Here is a 20,582-nt window from a genome sequence, read left to right as displayed (position 1 = left end):
GTCGTGAGGAGGGGGCGAAGTCCGGTACGCGGGCTCGACTGCCGGGCACTCCTGCGCATGTGCTCCACACCTCCTCGTCGACGACGCCGGTCCGGGAACGACCCGGCCGACGGGGAGAACCTAGCGGGCCCACCGCCTCCTGGTAAACGGAATTTCGGAAGGCCCGTCCCGGCGCTCACTCGCCGAACGTGCCCGCGCCCTCCTCCGCGAAGGTGATCGCCGCCGGGCTGCCGAACAGGCCGGGCAGCCCGCCGGTGTGGACGAGGACCGTCCGCTCGCCCGGACGGATCTCGCCGTCCCGGACGGCCGCACGCAGACCGGCCAGGGCCCGGCCCGTGTAGACCGGGTCCAGGACCAGGCCCTCGGTACGGGCGGCGAGGCGGAGCGCGTCCGACACCGGGCCGGTCAGGGCCGCGTACCCGGCGCCCACCTGGTCCCGGCGCACCCGCAGCCCGTCCGGCGTGATCCGCTCCGCCGTCAGCGGTGCGGCGAACCGGGCCGCCGCGGCGGCCGGGTCGGCCAGCGCGCCCACGTCCACGCCGAGCACCGATCCGCTGCCCAGAGCCGCGACCAGACCCGCCATGGTGCCGCCCGAGCCGAGCGCGACCACCGCCGTGCGCAGCTCCGGGACCTGCTCGCGCAGTTCCGCGCCGCAGGCCGCGTAGCCCCGGGCCGCCGTCGTGCTGGAACCGCCGAACGGGATCAGCGCCGGACGGGCGCCCTGGGTCCGCAGCCGCGCGCAGACCTCGGCCGCCGCCGTGTCCAGCCCGGCCCGGTCCACCTCGCCGGCCCAGGCGAGCCGCGCCCCGAACAGCCCGTCCAGGGCGAGGTTGCCCGAGTGCGAGGCGCCCGGCGAGCCGCGCAGCACCAGGACGACGTCCAGCCCGAGCCGGGCGCCCGCGGCGGCGGTCAGCCGGGCGTGGTTGCTCTGCGCGGCACCGGTGGTCACGAGCGTGTCCGCGCCCTCGGCGAGCGCCGCGCCCACCGTCCACTCCAGCTTGCGGATCTTGTTCCCGCCGCCGCCCAGGCCGGTCAGGTCGTCCCGCTTCACCCACAGGTCGTCCGGCCCGAGCCCGAGCGCGGCGGCCAGCCGGGGCGCCGGCTCGACGGGAGTGGGGAAGGTGCCCAGCGGTACGGGCGGGTGCTGACTCATCACGGTTCCTCGGCTCGGTGGTCTGCGGGAGCGGCCGGTGCCCGCGGCCGGTCGGTCACGGTCTCACACCGGCAGCAGGCGGGCGATCAACGTGCCGGGTCTGACACCGGCAGCAGGCGGGCGATCAGCGCGCCGAGTCTCACACCGGCAGCAGGCGAGCGATCAGCGCGCCGAGCTGCCGGGCCGTACGGCACTCGTGCATCTCGATCAGCTCGGCGTACGCGGGCGCGGCCGAGTCGCCGGTGCCCCAGCGGTCGCGGGGCTCGGGGTTCAGCCAGTACACGCGGCGGGCCCGCCGGGCGATGCCGCGTACGGCGGCGAGGTTGGGGTCGCTCATGTTCGTCCGGGCGTCACCGAGGACGAACACCGTGCTGCGCGGGCCGACCGCGTCGCCGTACCGCTCGGCGAACTCGCCCAGCGCCGCGCCGTAGTCGCTGCTGCCGTGCCAGCCGGTGAGCGTGGCCTCGGCGCGGATCCGGGCGCCGAGTCCCTCGGGGTCGGCGCCGCCGTGGCCGAGCAGGCCGGTGACCTCGTCCAGCCGGTTGACGAAGGCGAACACGCGCACCTTGCTGAACTCCTCGTGCAGGGCCTGCACGAGGAGCATGGTGAAGTCCGAGAACCCGGACACCGAGCCCGACACGTCGCACAGCAGCACCAGTTCGGGGCGGACCGGCCGGCGCCGGCGCAGCACCGGGCGCATCGGCACGCCGCCCGTGGACAGCGAGGAGCGCAGGGTGCGGCGCAGATCGATGGTGCCGCGCGCGGCCCGGCGGCGGCGCGCGGCGAGCCGGGTGGCCAGCTTGCGCGCCAGCGGCCGTACCGTCCTGCGCAGTTCGGCGAGCTGGTCCCGGCCGGCGGACAGGAAGTCGACCCGGTCGGCGGTCGGCCGGACGCCCCGCCGCGCGATCTCCTCGCGGCCGCGCCGCTCGGCCACCCGGCGCCGTGCCTCCGCGCCCACCAGCCGCCGGAACTCCTCGATGCGGCGCCGGATCTCGTCGTCCAGCAGCCGGTCCGTGAACCCCGCGCCGCCGCCGCCGTCCCGGCCCCGCACCTCCGCGCGTACCCGGGCCAGCAGGGTCTGCGGACGCAGCCGGTCCAGGGTCTGGTACGCCGACCAGCCGTCCGAGCCCGGTGAGGCGCCGTATCCGCCGAGCCCGTCGACGGCCTCCGCCGCCAGTCGTGCGAGCAGCGCCCGGTCGTCGTCGGCCAGCGCCTCGGCGAGCCGGTCGCGCAGGGCGTCCCGGTCCGCAGGGGCGGTCCCGGGGCCGCCGACCGAGCGCGGGAAGTACAGGTCGAAGACCGAGTCGAACACGGCCCGCTGGCCCGGCCCGTGCAGCAGTGTCGCGGCCAGGCCCTCGCGCAGCAGCTCCCGGTCCGCGAGCCCGAGCGCCTCCGCCGCGCGGGCCGCGTCCACGGTCTCCCCGGTGCCGACCCGCACCCCGTGCGCGCGCAGCGCCCCGGCCAGGCCTGTGATCCGGTCGGCGACGGCGGTCACAGCGCGTCCAGGTCCAGTTTGGCCGCCGCCTTCTGGATGTCGTCCTGGTGTTTGAGGATCACTCCGAGGGTGTCCCGTACGACGGTCTCGTCCAGCGTGCCGGCGCCCAGGGCGAGCAGGGTGCGCGCCCAGTCGACGGTCTCGGCCACGGACGGCGCCTTGCGCAGATCCATCGCGCGCAGCGCGCCGACCACCCGGACCACCGACTCGGTCAGCGCCTCGCCGAGGCCCGGCACCTTCAGCCGGACGATCCGCCGCTCCAGCTCCTCCTCCGGGAACCCGATGTGCAGGAACAGGCAGCGGCGGCGCAGCGCCTCGGACAGCTCCCGGCCGGCGTTGGAGGTCAGGACGACGAACGGGCGGCGGGTGGCGGTGACCGTGCCCAGTTCGGGGACCGTCACCTGGAAGTCGCTGAGCACCTCCAGCAGCAGCCCCTCCATCTCGACGTCGGCCTTGTCGGTCTCGTCGATGAGCAGCACGGTCGGCTCGTCGCCGCGGATGGCGGTCAGCAGCGGGCGGGGGAGCAGGAACTCCTCGGTGAAGATGTCGGTGCGGGCCTCGTCCCAGCTCTCGCCGCGGCCCGCGCTGATGCGCAGCAACTGTTTGGCGTGGTTCCACTCGTACAGGGCCCGCGCCTCGTCCACGCCCTCGTAGCACTGGAGCCGGACCAGGCGGGCCCCGGCCACCGCGGCGACGGCCTTGGCGAGTTCGGTCTTGCCGACCCCGGCGGGCCCTTCGACCAGCAGCGGCTTGCCCAGCCGGGCGGCGAGGAACACGGTCGTGGCGACGGCCGGCGAGGCGAGGTAGCCGGTCTCGGCGAGGCGGGCGGAGACGTCGTCGACGGACGTGAACAACGGGGCCTCCGGGCGGGTCGGGAGCAGCGGCCCGGGCGGTTCCGGGCGGCTCCTATCTAAGCGCTTGTTCAACTTCCGCGCCACGGTATACACCGATCGGTTTCCCCGGGGCCGCGGCGCGGTAACCTCGCCCTATGGCCACCACAGACAAGGCGTCCCCGCGCGAGCGCCTGCTCGACGCCGCCGCCCGGCTCGCCTACCGCGAAGGCGTCTCCGTCGGCATCGAGGCGCTGTGCCGGGAGGCGGGCGTGTCCAAGCGGTCGATGTACCAGCTGTTCGACAGCAAGGACGCGATGCTGGCGGCGAGCCTCGAACGGACCGCCCCGTGGTACGACGCCGAGCTGACCCACCCCGACCCCGGCTCCGCGACCCCGCGCGAGCGCGTGTTGTACGTCTTCGAGCGGCTGGCCCTCGCCGCCCAGGACGCCGGGTACCGCGGCTGCCCCTACCTCGCCGCGCTGGTCGAGCTGAAGGACCCCGAGCACCCGGCGAGCCTGGTCGCCCGCGCCGTCAAGGACGCACTGGCGGCCCGCTTCCGCGCCGAGGCGGAGCTGGGCGGCGCCCGCGACCCCGCGCTCCTCGCCCGCCAGCTCGTCCTGGTCTTCGACGGCGCCAGCGCCCGGGCCGGCGCGGGCATGGAACGCCTGGACGACGGCCTCCTCACGGCCACGGTAACCGCACTCCTGGACGCAGCCGACCTGCACTGACGTCTACCCGACCACGAGGCCGCCCCCTGCCCGGCGCCGGCCGCCTGTGCTGGCCGCTGTCCCGCACCGGCTGCCTTGCCTGCGGTTGACCGCCGCCCGGCGCCGGCTGCCTGCGGCTGGCCGCTGCCCCGCGCTGGCCGCTTGGGGCTGCTCCCTGCCTGGCACCGGTCGCCTGCGCTGGCCGCGCTGCCCCGCGCCGGTCGCTTGAGGCCGGCCCCTTGACCGGCACCGGCTGCCTACGGCTGACCACCGCCCGGCGCCGACCGCTGCCCGGCACCGGTTGCCTGCGGCGGACCGCTGCCCGGCACCGGCCGCCTGCGCCCGCCCCCTGCCCTGCACCGGCTGTTTGAGGCCGTCCTCTGCCCGGCACCGGCCCCCTGTGGCTGCCCCACCGCACCGGCCGCCTGCGCCCGCCCCCTGCCCCGCACCCGCCGGCCCGACACCCCCCCCCGCCAGTCCGGCACCCCCCGCCAACCCCGCGCCCCCGTACGGCCCACCCCGTCGCGCCGCCCCCGTGCTCGTCCCGTCCAATGGGTTCGTGACCGCGGTTCCGGAGGACTGTCTCGTGCGCAACGAGTGGATCTGCGGTGCCTACTTGAGCACCCGGCGGCAGATCCTGCTGGACGCCGTGGTCCAGCATCTCCAGTTGACGTTCCTGTCGGTGCTGACCGGGCTGGTCATCGCGCTGCCGCTCGCGCTGCTGGCCCGCCGTGCGCGCTGGGCGGCCGGCCCGGTGCTGGCCGTCACGACGGTCCTCTACACCATCCCGTCGCTGGCCATGTTCTCCCTGCTGCTGCCGCTCTACGGCCTGTCGGCCACGCTCGTCGTGGCCGGACTCGTGCTGTACTCGCTCACCCTGCTCGTGCGGAACATCCTCGCCGGGCTGCGCGCGGTGCCCGAGGAGACCCGGCAGGCCGCGCGCGGGCTCGGCTACGGCCCCGTCCGCCTGCTGCTCACCGTGGAGCTGCCGCTCGCCCTGCCCGCCGCGATGGCGGGCCTGCGCATCGCCACCGTCTCGGCGGTCTCGCTGGCCACGGTCGGCGCCATCGTCGGCCACGGCGGCCTCGGCAACCTCCTCTACGCCGGTATGAACAGCTACTTCAAGGCCCAGGTGTTCACCGCGTCCGCGCTGTGCGTGCTGATCGCGGTCGCCGCCGACCTGCTCCTGCTGGGCGTGCAGCGGCTGCTCACCCCGTGGACCAGGGCGGCCGGGACATGAACACCCTGACCGCCGCCTGGGCCTGGCTCACCGACCCCGCGCACTGGCCGGGCGAGGACGGCATCCGGCACCGGCTGCTGGAGCACCTGACGCTCACCGCCGTCTGCCTGGTCCTCAGCTCTGTGCTCGCCCTGCCCGTCGCGCTCGTCCTCGGCCACCTCGGCAAGGGCGGCACGCTCGCCGTGAACCTCTCCAACGCCGGCCGCGCCGTGCCTACCTTCGCCGTGCTCGTCCTGCTCCTGCTGACCCCGGTCGGCCGGTGGGACCAGGGGCCCACCGTGGTCGCCCTGGTGCTGTTCGCCGTACCGCCGCTGCTCACCAACGCCTACGTCGGCATGCGCGAGGTCGACCGGGACGTCGTCCAGGCCGCCCGGGGCATGGGGATGACCGGCCGGCAACTGCTGTTCCGGGTGGAACTGCCCCTGGCGCTCCCACTGCTGCTGACCGGGGTCCGGATCGCCGCGGTGCAGCTCGTGGCCACCGCCACCATCGCCGCGCTCGCGGGCGGCGGCGGCCTCGGCCGGATCATCACGGCCGGGTTCAACCTGGCCAGCACGCCGCAGGTGGTCGCGGGCGCGTTCCTCGTCGCCGTGTTCGCCCTCGCGGTGGAGGGCGTCTTCGAGCTGGCCGAACGGTCCGCACCGGCCCGGGCGCGGGGCGGCGGCCGATGACCGGCGGCGGGCCCCGCGGACGGGCCCGGCTGCTGCGCACGGCACGCGCCGCGACGGCGCTGGCCGCGCTGCTCGCGCCGGCCGCCTGTGCCACCGGCCCGTCCCTGGAGGACCGCGGCCGGGTCACCGCGCCGCCCGGCGACAGCCACCGGCTGACCATCGGCTCGGCCGGCTTCACCGAGAGCGACCTGCTCGCCCGGCTCTACGCCGAGCTGCTCGGCCGGGCCGGCTACCGCACGTCCCTCCTCACGGTCGCCAACCGGGAGCTGTACGAACCGGCCCTGGAAGCCGGCCGGATCGACGTCGTGCCCGAGTACGCGGCCACCTTCGCCGACTGGCTGGGCGCCAGGACCCACGGCGCCGCCGCGGCCCCCGTCGGCTCGCCCGACCTCGGCGCCACCATGAAGGGCCTGCGCGCCCTCGCCACGCCCCGCGGACTGTCCGTCCTGCCGCCGGGCCGGGCCGTCGACCAGAACGCCTTCGCGGTGCGGGCCGCGTACGCCCGGCAGCACCGCCTGCGCTCCCTGGGCGACCTCGGCGCCGCGCGGCTGCCGGTACGGCTCGCGGCGGGCGACGAGTGCGTGCGCCGGCCGTACTGCGCACCCGGCCTGCGGAAGGTGTACGGCATCCGGCTCACCGGGATCGATCCCCAGGGCGTCGGCACCACCCAGGCCAAGCGGGCGGTGCGGGACGGCCGGGACCAGATGGTGCTGACCACCACCACCGACGCCACCCTCGACTCCTTCGGCCTGGTCCTGCTCGCCGACGACCGGCACCTGCAGAACGCCGACCACATCGTCCCGGTCGTCAACCGCTCCCGCGCGGGCAGCGCACGGGTGGCGCGGGCCCTGGGCCGGCTCAACACCGTGCTCACCACCGCCGACCTGGCCGCCATGAACCGGCAGGTCGACACCTGGCGGCGGCTGCCCGCCGACGTCGCCCGCGCCTACCTCCGGGCCAAGGGCCTGCTCCGGTAGCCGCGGCTCAGGCGTCCGCCACCGAGTCGAACGGCACCTGCCCGCGCCGGACACCGCGCGCGTCCGCGTCCACCGAGCGGCGCAGCGCCTCGTGCAGCTTCGCCGGGGTGAGGACGCCCAGGAACCGCGCGCCGTCCAGCACGGCCACCCAGCCGGCGTCGTGCTGGAGCATCACCCCGAACGCCTGCTTCAGCGACGCGCCGACCGGCACCCAGGCCGTCATCCGGCGGGCGAGGTCCCCGACCGTGCCGCCCGCCGCCAGCCCGTCGGCACCGACCCAGCCGTGCAGCTCGCCGGCGGTGTCCAGGACCACCGCCCAGCGGGCGTCCCCGGCCCGCAGCCGCGCCAGCACCCGGGCCGCGTCCTCCTCCGGCCGCGCCACCGGCGGCTGCTCCAGGTCGTCCGGTTCGACCGCGGTGACCGACAGCCGCTTCAGCCCCCGGTCGGCGCCCACGAAGGAGGCGACGTACGGCGTGGCGGGCGCCCCGAGCACCGCGCCGGGCGTGTCGAACTGCTCGATGCGGCCCCGCCCGTACACGGCGATGCGGTCGCCGAGCCGGACGGCCTCCTCGATGTCGTGCGTGACCAGCAGCACCGTCTTGCGCACGGCCGCCTGCATGCGCAGGAACTCGTCCTGCAACTGGGCGCGCACCACCGGGTCGACCGCGCCGAACGGCTCGTCCATCAGCAGCACCGGCGGGTCCGCGGCCAGCGCCCGGGCCACGCCGACCCGCTGCCGCTGCCCGCCGGACAACTGCCGCGGATAGCGCGGCCCGTACGTCGCCGGGTCGAGGCCCACCAGATCCAGCAGCTCCGCCGCCCGGGCCCGGGCCCTCGCCCGCTTCCAGCCCAGCAGCGCGGGCACGGTCGCGGTGTTGTCCAGGACCGTGCGGTGCGGGAAGAGCCCCACCTGCTGGATGACGTAGCCGATGCGGCGGCGCAGCCGCACCGGGTCGACGGCCGCGACGTCCTCACCGTCGACGAGGACGCGGCCGGACGTCGGCTCGATGAGCCGGTTCACCATCATCATGGTCGTCGTCTTGCCGCACCCGGACGGCCCGACGAGCGTCACCAGTTCGCCTTCGGACACCTCGAAGGAGAGGCCGTCCACGGCCGTCGTACCGTCCGGATACCGCTTGGTGACCTGCTCGAACCGGATCATTCCCCCACGCTACGGCGGCGCGCGCCGGACCTCATCCCGCGCTGGCCCGGCCGGCGGACACCGGCCGTCACCGCCCGGTGGTCAGCACGATCTTGCCGTACTGCGTGCCCGCCTCCATGTACCGGTGGGCCTCGGCGGCCTCCTCCAGCGGGAAGGTGCGGTCGACCACCGGGCGCAGGGTGCCGGTGCGCAGCCCCGACTCGACGAAGGCGACACCGCGCCGCATCCGCCCGGGGACCGCCAGCACCTCCCGGGTCACCGTGTAGGTGCGCATGTTCAGCGCGGGCATGCCCAGGTCGAAGCCGGGGAACGGGGTGGGTTCGCCGCTCTGCATGCCCCACAGCAGCAGCGTTCCGCCGGCGGCCACCGCCCGGCCCAGCTCGCGTACGCCCGGTCCGGCGACGGCGTCGAAGACGTGCTCGGCGCCCCGGCCGCCGGTCAGCTCCAGCACGCGCCCGGCCACGTCCTCCTCGTCGGAGACGATCACCTCGGCGGCGCCGTCGTCCAGCAGGCGCTGCCGCTTGGCGCGGGTGCGGGTGACCGCGACGGGCGTGGCGCCGAGCCGGTTCGCCGTCTGGATCGCGGCGAGGCCCGGACCGCTGGAGGCGGCGGTGATCAGGGCCGTCTCGCCGGCCCGGAGACCGGAGACCTCCACCAGCGCGCCGTACGCCGTCAGGTAGGGCATCCACACCGCCGCGCCGCCGACCGGGTCCACGTCCGGGGAGCGGGGGAGCAGCGCCGTGGCGGGGACCAGCGCGCGTTCGGCGTAGACGCCGTAGTCGTTGTGCGAGAAGTTCGGGACGACACTGACGGGCTGACCGGGCGCGAAGCCGGTCACCCCGGGCCCGGTGGCCTCCACCACGCCCGCCGCCTCGTTGCCGAGCCGGGCCGGGAAGTGCTTGACCGGCTCGATGTACCGGCCGCCGCGGAACAGCCCGTCGGCCCGGTTGACGCCGATCGCCTCGATGCGCAGCAGCACCTCGCCGGGACCCGGCTCGCCCGGCTCCAGGTCCTCCAGCCGCAGCACCTCGGGCCCGCCGGTCTCGTGGAACCGCACCGTCTTCGCCATGCCAACTCCCCCTCGCCGCACCGGTGATCAGGTGATCAGGCATCACTGTGCGGCATGGTACGACCGCTGTCAAACTACGACGGCTGTCGTACCAAGGGGAGGGCTCAGCCGAGCAGGATCACCTCCAGGGTGCGCGGGCCGTGCACGCCCTCCACCCGGTCCAGCTCGATGTCACTGGTGGCCGACGGGCCCGAGATCCAGGTCAGCGGGCGGGTGGGAACCAGGCGTGCCAGGGCCTGCGGGACGGAGGAGACGACCTGGTCCGGGACCCGGACGACACAGATGTGGTGGTCCGGGATCAGCGAGACGCGCCGCCGGCCCTGGTCCGGGGAGCCGTCCAGGACCAGGGTGCCGGTCTCGGCGATCGCCACGGCGCAGCCCGTCATCACGCTGTCGACCCGGTCCAGCCGCCGCGCGGTGTCCGCCGCCCGGTCGTGGATGCGGACCGGATCGGCGGCGGACATCCACTCCGGCGGCAGCCCGGGCGGCACCAGCACCTCCTGGGAGCCGCGCTCGGCCAGCAGCCGCATCACGAGGCCGGCCACCGACGCCGCGTCGGCCCGGTGCACGACGGCCCGGTAGTCGGCCAGGTTCCGTGCCAGCAGCTCCACCGTCTGCCCGGCGGTCCGCTCCCCGTGCTCGCGCAGATACTCCCGGGGCACGGCCTCCTGGTACGGCCGCCCGTCCGGTGGCACGTCCGCCAGCGCGCGCCGCACCCGGCCCAGGATCCGTTCCCTGCTGCTCACCGGGTGTCCTCCTGTCCGCCGCGCGTGCGCTGCCACCAGTCCCGGAAGGGTTCCGCGGGCACGGCCGGCAGGTCCCGGGCGCCGCTCCAGGCCCGGCCGGGGCCGGGCAGGGTGCGCGGATGCAGCCGGCGGGTGCGGGAGGCCAGCCGCTGGCCCGCGCGCAGGGCCCCGGGGCGGCCGAACGCCCAGCGCGCCGCCCGCATCGCCGCCCGCTCGGCCGCGTGCCCCTTCGCCGGCCGCAGCAGCACCCTGTTGCCCTGCCGCACCGCCGGACCGCCCTCGGCCACCCGCTCCCGCAGCCGCACCAGCACCTCGGGGATGTCGATGGCGACCGGGCACACCTCGTAGCAGGCGCCGCACAGCGAGGAGGCGTACGGCAGCGAGGCGTCGATCGCGCTGCCCGTGCCCCGTAGCTGCGGGCTGAGGATGGCGCCGATGGGGCCCGGGTAGACGGAGCCGTAGGCGTGCCCGCCGGCCCGCTCGTAGACCGGGCACACGTTCAGGCAGGCCGAGCAGCGGATGCAGCGCAGCGCCTGGCGGCCTACCTGGTCGGCGAGGGCGTCGGTGCGGCCGTTGTCGAGCAGCACCAGATGGAAGGCGCGCGGCCCGTCCCCGTCCGTGGTGCCGGTCCACATGCTGGTGTACGGGTTCATGCGCTCGGCGGTGGAGGAGCGGGGCAGGGTCTGCAGGAAGACCTCCAGGTCCCGCCAGGTGGGGACGACTTTCTCGATGCCGACGACGGAGATCAGCGTCTCGGGCAGGGTCAGGCACATCCGGCCGTTGCCCTCGGACTCCACGACGACCAGCGTGCCGGTCTCGGCGACCATGAAGTTGGCGCCGGAGACACCGACCTTCGCCCGCAGGAACTTCTCCCGCAGGTGCAGCCGGGCCGCCTCGGCGAGTTCGGCGGGCGTGTCCGTCAGGCCCTCGGGGGCCGGGCGGCCCCAGGCGCCCATCTCGGAGCGGAAGACGTCCCGGATCTCGCCCCGGTTGCGGTGGATGGCCGGCACCAGGATGTGCGAGGGCCGGTCCCGGCCCAACTGCACGATCAGCTCGGCGAGATCGGTCTCGTAGGCGCGGATCCCCGCCGCCGCGAGGGCTTCGTTGAGGCCGATCTCCTGCGTGGCCATCGACTTGACCTTGACGACCTCCGACTCGCCGGTGGCCCGGACCAGTGCGGTGACGATCCGGTTGGCCTCCTCGGCGTCCGCCGCCCAGTGCACCGTGCCGCCGGCCGCGGTGACCGCCTCCTCCAACTGCTCCAGATAGCGGTCGAGATGGTGCAGTGTGTGGTCCTTGATCCGCCGGCCCGCCTCCCGCAACTGCGCCCAGTCGGACAGCTCGCCCACCGCCTGGGCCCGTTTGGCGCGGATGGTGTGCGTGGCGTGGCGCAGGTTGGCGCGCAGCGTCGGGTCGTGGACGGCGTCGCGCGCGGCCTCGGGAAAGGCCGGCATGCCGACGAACGTGCCGCTCATACCGCCGGTTCCTCCTCCGTGCTCGCCAGGATCTCCGCGAGGTGCACCGGCCGCAACTCCGTGCGCAGCCGGCTCATCGTGCCGCCGATGTGCATCAGACACGAGTTGTCGGCCGCGCACAGCACCTGCGCGCCCGTCGACTCCGCGTGGCGCACCTTGTCCACCCCCATCGCCGCCGACACCTCGGCGTTCTTCACCACGAACGTGCCGCCGAACCCGCAGCACTCCTCGGCACCCGGCAGCTCGACCAGTTCCAGGCCCCGCACCGCGCCGAGCAGCCGGCGCGGCCGGTCGCCGAGCCCGAGACCGCGCAGCCCGTGACAGGTCGGATGGTAGGTGACCTTGCGCGGGTAGTAGGCGCCCACGTCCGTCACCCCGAGCACGTCCACCAGGAACTCCGTCAGCTCGTACGTCCTGGGCACCACCGGCGCCAGGGTCCGCGCCAGCGCGTCGCCGCGTCCCTCCGCCCGGGCCCGCTCGCCCAGCCGCGGATACAGCTCCCGGACCATCGCCCCGCACGAGGCGGACGGGGTCACGATCGCCTCGTAGCCACCGAAGACCTCGGCGAAGTGCCGGGCCAGCGGCTCGGTCTGATGCCGGTAGCCGGTGTTGTAGTGCGCCTGCCCGCAACAGGTCTGGCCCATCGGGAAGTCGACGTCGACCCCCAGCCTGCGCAGCAGTCTCACCACGGCCCGGCCGGTGTCCGGATACAGCGTGTCGTTGACACAGGTCAGGAACAGGGCGACACGCATCGCGGCTCCTCGGTGTCGGTCATGGGTCATCGGACGATCGGATGGCGGTCGGTCAGGGTCGTGAACGGTCCGGTGCGGTCCCGTGCGGTCGGCCGGCGGGCGAAGTCGGAAGCAGAAGCAGAAGCAGCGTAATCCGCGGGCCCCGGGGCGGGCAGGCCGCGGGTCACCGTGCGGCGAGCCGGGCCTCGGCCGCCCGCTCCCGCGCGGTGCCCCCGCGGTACGCGTACCGGGTGACCGGCCGGGCGCCACCCCGGCCGCCCGCTGACCGGTGGTTCAGTGACGAACCCTGGTCCCGGGTCTCGGCCCGCGTACGGCCGTGTGCTGAACTGGGTCGCGTCCCAGCCGCCCGTCCCGGGAGACCCGTTGAGCCTCAGCTACCGCCAGCCCGGCGTCGTCCTCACCGACCACCGCTTCACCGTGCCCCTCGACCACGCCGACCCGGCGGGCGAGACCATCGAGCTGTACGCCCGGGAGGCGGTGGCGAGCGACAAGGCCGGGCAGGACCTGCCCTGGCTGGTGTACCTGCAAGGCGGCCCCGGCTTCGGGGCGAACCGTTTCATCGGACGGCAGGCCTGGCTCGACCGGGCCCTTGAGGAGTACCGCGTCCTGCTGCTCGACCAGCGCGGCACCGGCCGCTCCACGCCCGCCAACCGCCAGACGCTCCCGCTGCGCGGCGGCCCCGCCGCCCAGGCCGACTACCTCGCCCGCTTCCGCGCCGACTCCATCGTCCGCGACTGCGAGGCCATCCGTCCGCGGGTCACCGGCGGCGCCCCGTGGACCGTGCTCGGCCAGAGCTTCGGCGGCTTCTGTACCGTGTCCTACCTCTCCCTGGCTCCCGAGGGCATCCACACCGCGCTGATCACCGGCGGTCTGCCCTCCCTGCACGCCCACGCCGACGACGTCTACCGGGCCGCCTATCCGCGCATCGAGCGCAAGGTCGCCGCGCACTACGACCGTTACCCGCAGGACGTGGCGGCGGCCCGGCGGATCGCCGACCACCTCCTCACCCACGACGTGGTCCTGCCGAACGGCTACCGCCTCACGGTGGAGGCCTTCCAGGCCCTGGGCCAGATGCTCGGCACCAGCGACGGCAGCCACCGCCTGCACCACCTGCTGGAGGACGCCTTCGTCCGCACCCCGGCCGGGACGGAGCTGTCCGACGCCTTCCAGGAACAGGCGCAGACCCTGCTGTCGTACGCCGCGCACCCGCTCTACGCCGTCGTCCACGAGTCGGTCTACGGCCAGGGCGCCCGCCCCACCGCCTGGGCCGCCGAGCGCGTCCGCGCCGAGTTCCCGCAGTTCGACGCGGCCAAGGCGCTCACCGGTGACGGCCCGGTGCTCTTCACCGGCGAGACCGTCCACCCCTGGATGTTCGAGACCGACCCGGCCCTGCGGCCGCTGCGCGAGACGGCCGAGCTGCTCGCCGCCCGCACCGACTGGCCCGCGCTGTACGATCCGGCCCGCCTCGCCGCCAACGAGGTGCCCGTCGCCGCGACGGTCTACCACGACGACATGTACGTCGACACCGCCCACGCGCTCGACACCGCCCGCGCCGTGCGGGGCCTGCGCACCTGGGTCACCGACGAGTTCGAGCACGACGGCCTGCGCACGGGCGCGCCCCGGGTTCTGGACCGGCTGCTGGCGCTCGTCCGCGACGAGGTCTGAGACCGGCGGCCGCCGCGCCGGTGAGTAGGCTGTGGACCATGCCGGACCCGATCCCCGACCTCCTTGACCTGCGCGGCGACTGCGCCCAGTGCTTCGGCCTGTGCTGCGTGGCCCTGCCCTTCGCCCGGTCCGCCGACTTCGCGCTGGACAAGCCCGCCGGGCTGCCCTGCCCGAACCTCCGGGACGACCACCGCTGCGGCATCCACGACGGCCTGCGGCAGCGGGGCTTCAGCGGCTGCACCGTCTACGACTGCTTCGGCGCCGGCCAGAAGGTCTCCCAGGTCACCTTCGGCGGACAGGACCGGCGCACCGCGCCGAAGGAGCAGGCGCGCCGCATGTCCGAGGTCTTCCCGGTCGTCCGGCAGCTCCACGAGCTGCTGTGGTACCTGACGGAGGCGCTGGGCCTGCCCGCCGCCCGGCCGGTCCACCCCGAGCTGCGGCGGGCCCTGGAGAAGACCGAGCGGCTCACCCGCCAGACCCCCGACGAGCTGGCCGCGCTGGACGTGGCCGCGCACCGGCAGGAGGTCAACACGCACCTGCTGCGCGCCAGCGAGCTGGTCCGGGCCGGCGCCGGCGGCAAGGGCAAGGGGAAGGCCAAGGGCAAGGACCGGCGGGGCGCGGATCTGGCCGGCGCCCGGCTCAAGGGCGCCGACCTGCGCGGGGCGAGCCTGCGCGGTGCCTGTCTGATCGCGGCCGACCTCACCGGCGCCGATCTGCGCGGCGCGGACCTCATCGGCGCCGACCTGCGGGACGCCGACCTGACCGGCGCGGACCTTACCGGCGCGTTCTTCCTCACCCAGCCGCAACTCGACGCGGCCCGCGGCAGCGCCGGCACCCGGCTGCCCGGGACGGTCCGCCGCCCGGCGCACTGGACGGCGGAGCGCTGAGACCTCTCGTTCGGACCGTCCGGCGCACTGGGCGGCGGAGCGCTGGGCCCTCTTGTTCCGATCAGGCTCCGCGAGCCCGGTCCGCTCCGGAGGACAGGTCCCGCAGGTCCGGCCGGGCGCGCGGCGCGTCGGTGCCGCCGTGCGGCTCCGCGGGGCGCTGCCGGCGCTCCAGGCGCAGCCGCAGGCCCTCCGGCATCAGGGTCAGCCGTTCGGTGACGGCCAGCCGGTAGCCGGGGTCGGCGTGCAGGTCGTAGCGGCGCAGCAGGAGACCGAGGACCAGCGCCGCCTCGTGCAGCGCGAACTGGCGGCCGATGCAGGCCCGCGCGCCGGTGCCGAAGGGCTTGAAGACGTGCGGCGGCCGGGCCCGTACGGCCGCAGCGGTGAAGCGGTCCGGGTCGAACCGCCCGGTGTCCTCGCCCCACGCCTCCGGGTCGCGGTGCAGCATCGGCGTCAGCACCAGGGCCCAGGCGCCCCGGCGCATCGGGTGCTCGCCGGCGAGGACCGTGTCGTGGCGGGCCTCGCGGGCGAAGGCGGGCGCGGTCGGCCACAGCCGCAGCGACTCGTCCAGCACCCGGCGGACATAGCGCAGCCTGGCTATCTGGTCGTAGCGCGGCTGTGCGGTCGCTCCCCAGACGCGGTCCACCTCGGCGCGGGCCCGGGCGGCGATCTCCGGGTGCCGGGCGAGGTAGTACAGCGCGAAGGAGAGCGCGCCCGAGGTGGTCTCGTGGCCGGCCACCAGGAACGTGATGACCTGCTTGCGGACGTTCTCCGCGGACAGCTTCTCCCCGGTCACCGGGTGCGCGGTGGCCAGCATGCGGTCCAGCAGGTCGCCCTCGCCGCCGCCGGACCGGCGCCGGGCGGCCACCAGCTCGTCGACCGTGTGGTTGAGGAAGGCCATGTCGGCCGCGTTGCGCCGGGTGGCGGAGCGCAGCAGCAGCGGGGCCAGCGGCGCGGGCACGCTGTTGAGCCGCTGGGCGTAGCCGAGCGTGCCGACCATGGCCGTGACGAAGGGGTGCGGGCGGTCCCGTTCGAAGGAGCCGAAGTCGTGCCCGAAACCGGTGCGGGCGATGGTCTCCAGGGTCAGCCGGGTCATGTCGCCGGGCACGTCGACCGTGTGTCCGGCCGCGAGCAGGCGGTCCCAGCGGTCGGTGAGCCGGCCGGCGACGGCCAGCATCATCCCGTGGTAGCCCTCCATGGCCTCGCGGCTGAACCCGGGCGCCAGGACGTCGTGCGCGAGCTGCCAGTTGGGCTCGTGGTTGTAGGCGGTGAACAGGCCGTCCCCGGCCACCGGCCGCAGGTTGGCGACGCCCAGCCCGACGTGCTTGGCGAACCGTGACTCGTCGGCGAGGTCGGCGACCAGCCGCGCCCCCCACACGAAGACGAACTCCTTGCCGAAGGCCCGCCGCCGGAAGACCGGGCCCAGCCGGCGGGCGTGGCGCATGGTGTCCTGGAGCGGTCGGCGCCCGTCGGCGCCGAGCACATCGCCGAGCAGCGGCACCCGGCGCGGCGGGTGCGGTATGCGGTGCAGCTCGGGCCAGCCCCGCTCGGCGCTCCGGAAACCCTTCGGCAGCCCGTTCTCCATGGTCTGCGTCCTCCCCGCCATGACGCGATCTCCCTTGGTCCAGCGGTTCGTTGAGGCGGTGTGCGCGGGTGCCGCGCGGTGTGTTGTACGTGGGTTCAATAACGCGTTCCAGTGTCGTCCGGCTGTTGAACCGGCGTCAAGTACAGTGACGGCATGCCCGCGAATCATCGGGAGCGCACCCGCCGCCGGCTCAGCACGGGGGAGCGGCGCGAGCAGTTGCTGACGGTCGGCGCGAAGCTGTTCTCGGACAGTCCCTACGACGATGTCCGGATCGAGCGGGTCGCCGAGATCGCCGGTGTCTCGCGCGGGCTGCTGTACCACTACTTCCCGACCAAGCGGGACTTCTTCGCCGCGGTCGTGGAGCGCGAGAGCGAGCGGATGCTGCGCATGACGGCGGCCGTGCCCGGGGTGCCGGTGCGCGAGCAGCTGACCGCCGGGCTCGACGCCTACCTCGGCTACGTCCAGGCCCACGCCCATGGCTTCCGCGCCTTCCACCGCGCCGACGCGGCCGGCGACCAGGCGGTGCGCCGGGTCTACCAGTGCGCCCTGGCCGCGCAGGAGCGGCAGATCCTGGCCGCGCTCGCCGCCGACCCCGAGTTCGGGCCGGCCGCCGAGACCGCTCCCGAGGTGCGTCTGGCGGTGCGCGGCTGGCTCGCCTTCACCACGGCCGTCTGTCTGGAATGGCTGCGCGGCGCGGGCGAGTCGAGCCGCGAGCAGGTGCGCGACCTGTGCGCCCGCGCGCTCCTGGGCATCCTTGCGTGACCCGGTGCGCCGGCGGGGCGTGGTTGGCGCGCGCCCCGGACTCCGATAGGTTAGGCAAGGCTTACCTAAGGAGGTCTCGGGATGGGTGACACACAGGACTGGACGGCCGCCCCCGGCGCGGCGGAACGGGCCCGCTCGGTGCTGGCCACCGCGTGGTCGTGCGCGGTGACGGCGGACGGTGTGCGCGAGGAGTACGCCGGCGCGCACACCGTCACCGAGGACGGCCGGGTGTGCCTGGCGGTGCCCGAGGACAGCGGTCTGTCCGCCGCGTCCCTGTGCGCCCCGCGTCAGGAGCCGGCCGCCCTGCTGGAGTTCGCCGACGTGGCACCCGTACCGGTGCGCGACCGGATCCGCGCCCGGCTGTGGCTCTCCGGCACGCTCACCCCGGCCGGGGACGCGCTGCTCTTCCACCCCGCCCGGGTGGTGCTCCGGCAGGCGTCCGGACCGGTGGTCGTGGGCCTGGAGGAGTTCGCCGCCGCCCGGCCCGACCCGCTCGCCGCCGCCGAGGCCCGGCTGCTCACCCACCTCGCCGACGCCCACCCCGACGCCGTCGAGCGGCTGACCCGCCTGGTGCGGCCCGAGAGCCTGCACGCCGTGACCCGGGTGGCCCCGCTCGCCGTCGACCGGCACGGACTGACCCTGCGCATCGAACGCACCCGCGCCCACGGCGACGTACGGCTGCCCTTCCACGCGCCCGCCGACGACGTCACCCAGCTCACCGAGCGCGTCCACGCCCTGCTCGCGCAGGCCGTCGCCGCCTCCTGCCCCCGCGCGCTACAGCGGCAGCGCGCAGACGGCGACCGGTGACGCGAACGGCTCGCCGGCCGGAGTGAGCCCGCCGCCGTCCGCGTCGACATGGAAGACGGTGACCGTGCCGGAGCGCTGGTTCGCCGCGAACAGCAGCCGGCCGTCCGGTGCGCACGCGATCTGCCGCGGGAAGTCCCCGCCCGTCGGCACCGTGCCGAGCAGTCGCAGCCGGGCCCCGCCGGACTCGACGGCGTACCGCGCCAGGCTGTTGTGGCCCCGGTTGGCGAGGAACGCGTACCGGCCGTCCGCCGTCACCAGGATCTGCGCCGGATAGTTGGTGCCGCCCTCCGACCCGGTCGGCTGCGGCTCGCCCACGCTCAGCCGGCCCGAGGACGGGTCGTAGGCGCAGACGGTCACGGTGTCGTCCAGTTCGTTGGCCAGGTAGGCGTACCGGCCGCCCGGGTGGAAGGTCAGATGGCGCGGCCCCGCGCCCGGCCGGGTGCGCGCCCGGGCCACCTCCGTGAGCGTGCCCCGCGCCGTGTCCAGCCGGTAGGTGTAGACGGTGTCGGTGCCGAGGTCCACGGCGAGGACGTAGCGGCCGTCCGGGCTGGTGACGATCTGGTGGGCGTGCGGACCCTGCTGCCCGGGACCGGGCGGCGGCGAGGTGTGCACGACCCGGGCGGTGCGCTCGCCGAGGGCGCCCGAGGCGTCGATCGGGTGCACGGTGACACTGCCCGAGCCGTAGTCCGCGCTCAGCAGCCAGCGGCCGCCGGGGTGCACCGACAGATGGCAGGGGCCCGCGCCGCCGGTGGTGCGGGTGCCGAGCACGCGCCGGTCCGCGAGGCGTACGGCCGTCACCCCGCCGTCCTGCCGCTCGGCCACCGCGTACAGCGTGCGCCCGTCCGGGTGCACCGCGAGATACGACGGGTCGGGCACGCCGGTGAGCGTGCCGGTGCGGGTGATCCGGCCCGACTCCGGGTCGTACGACGCCACCGTGACGCCGGTGCCGCCGCCCGCGGCCGAGGTGTAGGTGCCCACGTACAGCGGGCGCGGCCCCGGGGGCTCCTGGCGCGGCGCGGCGGGCCCGGGCGCGACCCGCGCGGCCGGGGTGGCCGCCGGCGGGGCCGCCGGGGCCGGGACCGCGACGACCGCCGCCGCGCCGGCCACCGCCCCGGCGAACCGGCGCCTGGTCCAGCCGCCGCCCTGCTCCGGGCGCTGCCCGGGTGTCCGTGCCTGCGTGTCCATGCCGCACCTCAGTCGTCGGTCGCCCCGCTCGTGACAGACACCTTGGCGCGGGCCCGCCGCCGGAGGCAAGACCGGCAACAGCGGTTGCGCGCTGTGCAACGGCACGGCGGGCGGGTCACCGGGAGCGGCTGCCGAAGCCGGCGCGGTTGCGCCACAGCTCCTCCTGGATGCCGAGCCGGTCGCGCAGCCAGGCCATCCGGGGCAGCTTGGCCCGCTGCTCGCGGGAGACCCGGTCCAGTTCCTCCAGCAGGCGCCGGGTGCGGTGCTCGGTGTCCAGCTCGTCGATGATCCTGGTCGTCTCGGTCACCACCGCGCCGAGCAACTGCCAGTTCTCCCAGTCCTTGCCGATCTCCTCCCGGAGCAGCTCGGCCAGCCGGTCCCGGGTGCCGGCCGCGGTGTGCAGCTCGGCCGTCAGCCGGGCCTCCGCCGACTCGGCGTTCTCGCTCAGGTCCGTGGTCACCAGCACCGCGAAGCTGACCACCGCGTCGGCGATCTCCGACAGCAACTGCTCCACGGTCCCGCCGACCTGGGCCGGGAACAGCTCCTTCGAGCCGCGGGCCTTCGCCAGGTCCGTGAACGTGCGGGCCAGCACCCGCAGCACCACCGTGCAGATCTCCAGCGTGTCCAGACCGGTGCGCAGCACCACCCGGTGCAGCAGGCCCTCCTTGACGCGCGGGTTGAGCCGCAGACTGTCCTCGGCCTGCCGCAGCGCCGCGTCCACCCGCACGATGTCGTGGTCGAGCCGGCGTGCCTCGTGCAGCCGCTCGGCCGCCCGCTGCCAGGGGATGCGCCCCGCGGCCTCCTCGCCCATCCGCAGCATCAGCTGGCGCACCCGCCGGGCCAGGTCCTCGATGGACGCGCCCGCCTTGTCCACCCAGACGGGCGGAGGCAGCAGCAGGTTGCAGGCGGTGCCGACGACCGCGCCGATCAGCGTCTCCACGATCCGCGCCCAGGCGGTGAACCCCACCGTGGTGACGCCGAGCACCAGCATGGCGCTGATCGCCACCTCGGCCACGTACTCGTCCACCCGCACCAGGTGGCCCACGCCCAGCGCGGCGACGATGAGCAGCGCCAGGCTCCACCAGGTCAGCCCCACCAGCACGCTGAAGGCGATGGCCACCAACACGCCGGCGACCACCGAGTTCACCCGGCGGATGCCGTTGGTGAGCGTGGCGTAGAAGGTCACCTGAACGACCAGCAGCGCGGTCAGCGGCGCGGTGAGCGGGGCCGGCTCCGGGCTCAGCCGGAGCGCGATGACGTAGGCGACCGTCGCCGCCGCGGCGGACCGCAGCGTCTGGACGACCACCGGTTCCCGGCGGCGCCCCAGCAGACGCAGCAGTCCAGAGATCCACTTTCGTACGTCGAGCATCCTTGGCCTGTTCCCGTTAGGCGGCCAGGTCGAACGTGACCGTTC

Annotated in this window: 18 protein-coding genes and 1 pseudogene; 8 read left to right on the top strand and 11 right to left on the bottom strand. The window is 75.2% G+C overall.

The features are described from left to right. Positions 1–175: 175 nt before the first annotated feature. The 3 genes from ACZ4SV_RS06030 to ACZ4SV_RS06020 form a co-directional block, all read right to left on the bottom strand. On the bottom strand, positions 176–1,153 hold the full coding sequence (locus ACZ4SV_RS06030) for a D-cysteine desulfhydrase family protein (RefSeq protein WP_468001773.1): 978 nt from the start codon (positions 1,151–1,153) through the stop codon (positions 176–178). 139 nt (positions 1,154–1,292) lie between these two features. Then, positions 1,293–2,648, bottom strand: coding sequence for a vWA domain-containing protein (locus tag ACZ4SV_RS06025; protein ID WP_468001771.1), 1,356 nt, complete (start codon positions 2,646–2,648; stop codon positions 1,293–1,295). Then, positions 2,645–3,502 (bottom strand): AAA family ATPase, encoded by an 858-nt coding sequence (locus ACZ4SV_RS06020; protein WP_468002488.1) that lies wholly within the window; start codon positions 3,500–3,502, stop codon positions 2,645–2,647. Before ACZ4SV_RS06020 ends, ACZ4SV_RS06025 begins: the two co-directional genes overlap by 4 nt. Before the next feature lie 134 nt (positions 3,503–3,636). Between ACZ4SV_RS06020 and ACZ4SV_RS06015 the strand changes: the two genes are divergently transcribed. From ACZ4SV_RS06015 to ACZ4SV_RS06000, 4 genes are all read left to right on the top strand, one after another. Continuing rightward, positions 3,637–4,209 carry a TetR/AcrR family transcriptional regulator gene (locus tag ACZ4SV_RS06015; RefSeq protein WP_468001769.1) on the top strand — a complete coding sequence of 191 codons (573 nt, stop codon included), beginning with the start codon at positions 3,637–3,639 and terminating at the stop codon, positions 4,207–4,209. Between the two features lie 538 nt (positions 4,210–4,747). Further along, complete coding sequence (locus ACZ4SV_RS06010; protein WP_468001767.1) at positions 4,748–5,428, top strand: ABC transporter permease; 681 nt, start codon at positions 4,748–4,750, stop codon at positions 5,426–5,428. Continuing rightward, positions 5,425–6,099, top strand: a complete 675-nt coding sequence (locus ACZ4SV_RS06005; RefSeq protein WP_365883100.1) for an ABC transporter permease — start codon at positions 5,425–5,427, stop codon at positions 6,097–6,099. The genes ACZ4SV_RS06010 and ACZ4SV_RS06005 overlap by 4 nt, the downstream gene beginning before the upstream one ends. Then, positions 6,096–7,076, top strand: a complete 981-nt coding sequence (locus ACZ4SV_RS06000) for an ABC transporter substrate-binding protein (protein ID WP_468001764.1) — start codon at positions 6,096–6,098, stop codon at positions 7,074–7,076. The genes ACZ4SV_RS06005 and ACZ4SV_RS06000 overlap by 4 nt, the downstream gene beginning before the upstream one ends. 7 nt (positions 7,077–7,083) lie before the next feature. On the opposite strand, the gene ACZ4SV_RS05995 is transcribed toward ACZ4SV_RS06000, so the two are convergent. The 5 genes from ACZ4SV_RS05995 to ACZ4SV_RS05975 all read right to left on the bottom strand — a co-directional run bounded on the left by ACZ4SV_RS05995 (position 7,084) and on the right by ACZ4SV_RS05975 (position 12,280). Further along, on the bottom strand, positions 7,084–8,238 hold the full coding sequence (locus ACZ4SV_RS05995; protein WP_468001763.1) for an ATP-binding cassette domain-containing protein: 1,155 nt from the start codon (positions 8,236–8,238) through the stop codon (positions 7,084–7,086). A 67-nt stretch (positions 8,239–8,305) separates the two neighbouring features. Beyond that, complete coding sequence (locus ACZ4SV_RS05990; RefSeq protein ID WP_468001761.1) at positions 8,306–9,307, bottom strand: zinc-dependent alcohol dehydrogenase family protein; 1,002 nt, start codon at positions 9,305–9,307, stop codon at positions 8,306–8,308. 104 nt (positions 9,308–9,411) lie between these two features. Then, positions 9,412–10,053 (bottom strand): LutC/YkgG family protein, encoded by a 642-nt coding sequence (locus ACZ4SV_RS05985; protein ID WP_468001759.1) that lies wholly within the window; start codon positions 10,051–10,053, stop codon positions 9,412–9,414. Further along, complete coding sequence (locus tag ACZ4SV_RS05980; RefSeq protein ID WP_468001757.1) at positions 10,050–11,528, bottom strand: LutB/LldF family L-lactate oxidation iron-sulfur protein; 1,479 nt, start codon at positions 11,526–11,528, stop codon at positions 10,050–10,052. Before ACZ4SV_RS05980 ends, ACZ4SV_RS05985 begins: the two co-directional genes overlap by 4 nt. Then, entirely contained in the window at positions 11,525–12,280 is a 756-nt protein-coding gene (locus ACZ4SV_RS05975) for a (Fe-S)-binding protein (protein WP_468001755.1), read from the bottom strand. Before ACZ4SV_RS05975 ends, ACZ4SV_RS05980 begins: the two co-directional genes overlap by 4 nt. Positions 12,281–12,643: 363 nt before the next feature. On the opposite strand from ACZ4SV_RS05975, the gene ACZ4SV_RS05970 reads away from it, so the two are divergent. Both ACZ4SV_RS05970 and ACZ4SV_RS05965 read left to right on the top strand, forming a co-directional pair. Then, complete coding sequence (locus ACZ4SV_RS05970; protein WP_468001753.1) at positions 12,644–13,945, top strand: alpha/beta fold hydrolase; 1,302 nt, start codon at positions 12,644–12,646, stop codon at positions 13,943–13,945. Between the two features lie 608 nt (positions 13,946–14,553). Beyond that, a pseudogene (locus ACZ4SV_RS05965) lies at positions 14,554–14,832 on the top strand (pentapeptide repeat-containing protein); the annotation flags it as partial. A 61-nt stretch (positions 14,833–14,893) separates the two neighbouring features. Here the strand turns inward: ACZ4SV_RS05965 and ACZ4SV_RS05960 are convergent. Then, positions 14,894–16,435, bottom strand: a complete 1,542-nt coding sequence (locus ACZ4SV_RS05960; RefSeq protein ID WP_468001751.1) for a cytochrome P450 — start codon at positions 16,433–16,435, stop codon at positions 14,894–14,896. A 132-nt stretch (positions 16,436–16,567) separates the two neighbouring features. Between ACZ4SV_RS05960 and ACZ4SV_RS05955 the strand changes: the two genes are divergently transcribed. Together ACZ4SV_RS05955 and ACZ4SV_RS05950 are read left to right on the top strand one after the other, a co-directional pair. Continuing rightward, positions 16,568–17,176 (top strand): TetR/AcrR family transcriptional regulator, encoded by a 609-nt coding sequence (locus tag ACZ4SV_RS05955; protein WP_397935034.1) that lies wholly within the window; start codon positions 16,568–16,570, stop codon positions 17,174–17,176. Between the two features lie 81 nt (positions 17,177–17,257). Then, the gene (locus ACZ4SV_RS05950) at positions 17,258–17,983 is read left to right on the top strand and encodes a DUF2470 domain-containing protein (protein ID WP_468001749.1); all 726 of its coding nucleotides are present in this window, start codon (positions 17,258–17,260) and stop codon (positions 17,981–17,983) included. Here the strand turns inward: ACZ4SV_RS05950 and ACZ4SV_RS05945 are convergent. Together ACZ4SV_RS05945 and ACZ4SV_RS05940 are read right to left on the bottom strand one after the other, a co-directional pair. Beyond that, complete coding sequence (locus ACZ4SV_RS05945; protein ID WP_397980039.1) at positions 17,951–19,168, bottom strand: lactonase family protein; 1,218 nt, start codon at positions 19,166–19,168, stop codon at positions 17,951–17,953. The two genes, ACZ4SV_RS05950 and ACZ4SV_RS05945, sit on opposite strands and share 33 nt — an antisense overlap. Before the next feature lie 115 nt (positions 19,169–19,283). Then, positions 19,284–20,537, bottom strand: coding sequence for an FUSC family protein (locus ACZ4SV_RS05940; RefSeq protein ID WP_468001746.1), 1,254 nt, complete (start codon positions 20,535–20,537; stop codon positions 19,284–19,286). Between the last annotated feature and the right edge of the window lie 45 nt (positions 20,538–20,582).

It is taken from the genome of Streptomyces sp. NPDC027672 (assembly GCF_055566335.1).
The sequence above is the reverse complement of the archived record's forward strand: the minus strand, read 5'-3'. Positions and strand labels throughout refer to the sequence as shown.

What these genes read in the sequence shown, in the direction of transcription:
- ACZ4SV_RS06030 (WP_468001773.1), bottom strand. Translation starts at nt 1,153, where the DNA reads ATGAGTCAGCACCCGCCCGTACCGCTGGGCACCTTCCCCACTCCCGTC.
- ACZ4SV_RS06015 (WP_468001769.1), top strand. Translation starts at nt 3,637, where the DNA reads ATGGCCACCACAGACAAGGCGTCCCCGCGCGAGCGCCTGCTCGACGCC.
- ACZ4SV_RS06005 (WP_365883100.1), top strand. Translation starts at nt 5,425, where the DNA reads ATGAACACCCTGACCGCCGCCTGGGCCTGGCTCACCGACCCCGCGCAC.
- ACZ4SV_RS06000 (WP_468001764.1), top strand. Translation starts at nt 6,096, where the DNA reads ATGACCGGCGGCGGGCCCCGCGGACGGGCCCGGCTGCTGCGCACGGCA.
- ACZ4SV_RS05995 (WP_468001763.1), bottom strand. Translation starts at nt 8,238, where the DNA reads ATGATCCGGTTCGAGCAGGTCACCAAGCGGTATCCGGACGGTACGACG.
- ACZ4SV_RS05990 (WP_468001761.1), bottom strand. Translation starts at nt 9,307, where the DNA reads ATGGCGAAGACGGTGCGGTTCCACGAGACCGGCGGGCCCGAGGTGCTG.
- ACZ4SV_RS05980 (WP_468001757.1), bottom strand. Translation starts at nt 11,528, where the DNA reads ATGAGCGGCACGTTCGTCGGCATGCCGGCCTTTCCCGAGGCCGCGCGC.
- ACZ4SV_RS05975 (WP_468001755.1), bottom strand. Translation starts at nt 12,280, where the DNA reads ATGCGTGTCGCCCTGTTCCTGACCTGTGTCAACGACACGCTGTATCCG.
- ACZ4SV_RS05960 (WP_468001751.1), bottom strand. Translation starts at nt 16,435, where the DNA reads ATGGCGGGGAGGACGCAGACCATGGAGAACGGGCTGCCGAAGGGTTTC.
- ACZ4SV_RS05955 (WP_397935034.1), top strand. Translation starts at nt 16,568, where the DNA reads ATGCCCGCGAATCATCGGGAGCGCACCCGCCGCCGGCTCAGCACGGGG.
- ACZ4SV_RS05950 (WP_468001749.1), top strand. Translation starts at nt 17,258, where the DNA reads ATGGGTGACACACAGGACTGGACGGCCGCCCCCGGCGCGGCGGAACGG.
- ACZ4SV_RS05945 (WP_397980039.1), bottom strand. Translation starts at nt 19,168, where the DNA reads ATGGACACGCAGGCACGGACACCCGGGCAGCGCCCGGAGCAGGGCGGC.
- ACZ4SV_RS05940 (WP_468001746.1), bottom strand. Translation starts at nt 20,537, where the DNA reads ATGCTCGACGTACGAAAGTGGATCTCTGGACTGCTGCGTCTGCTGGGG.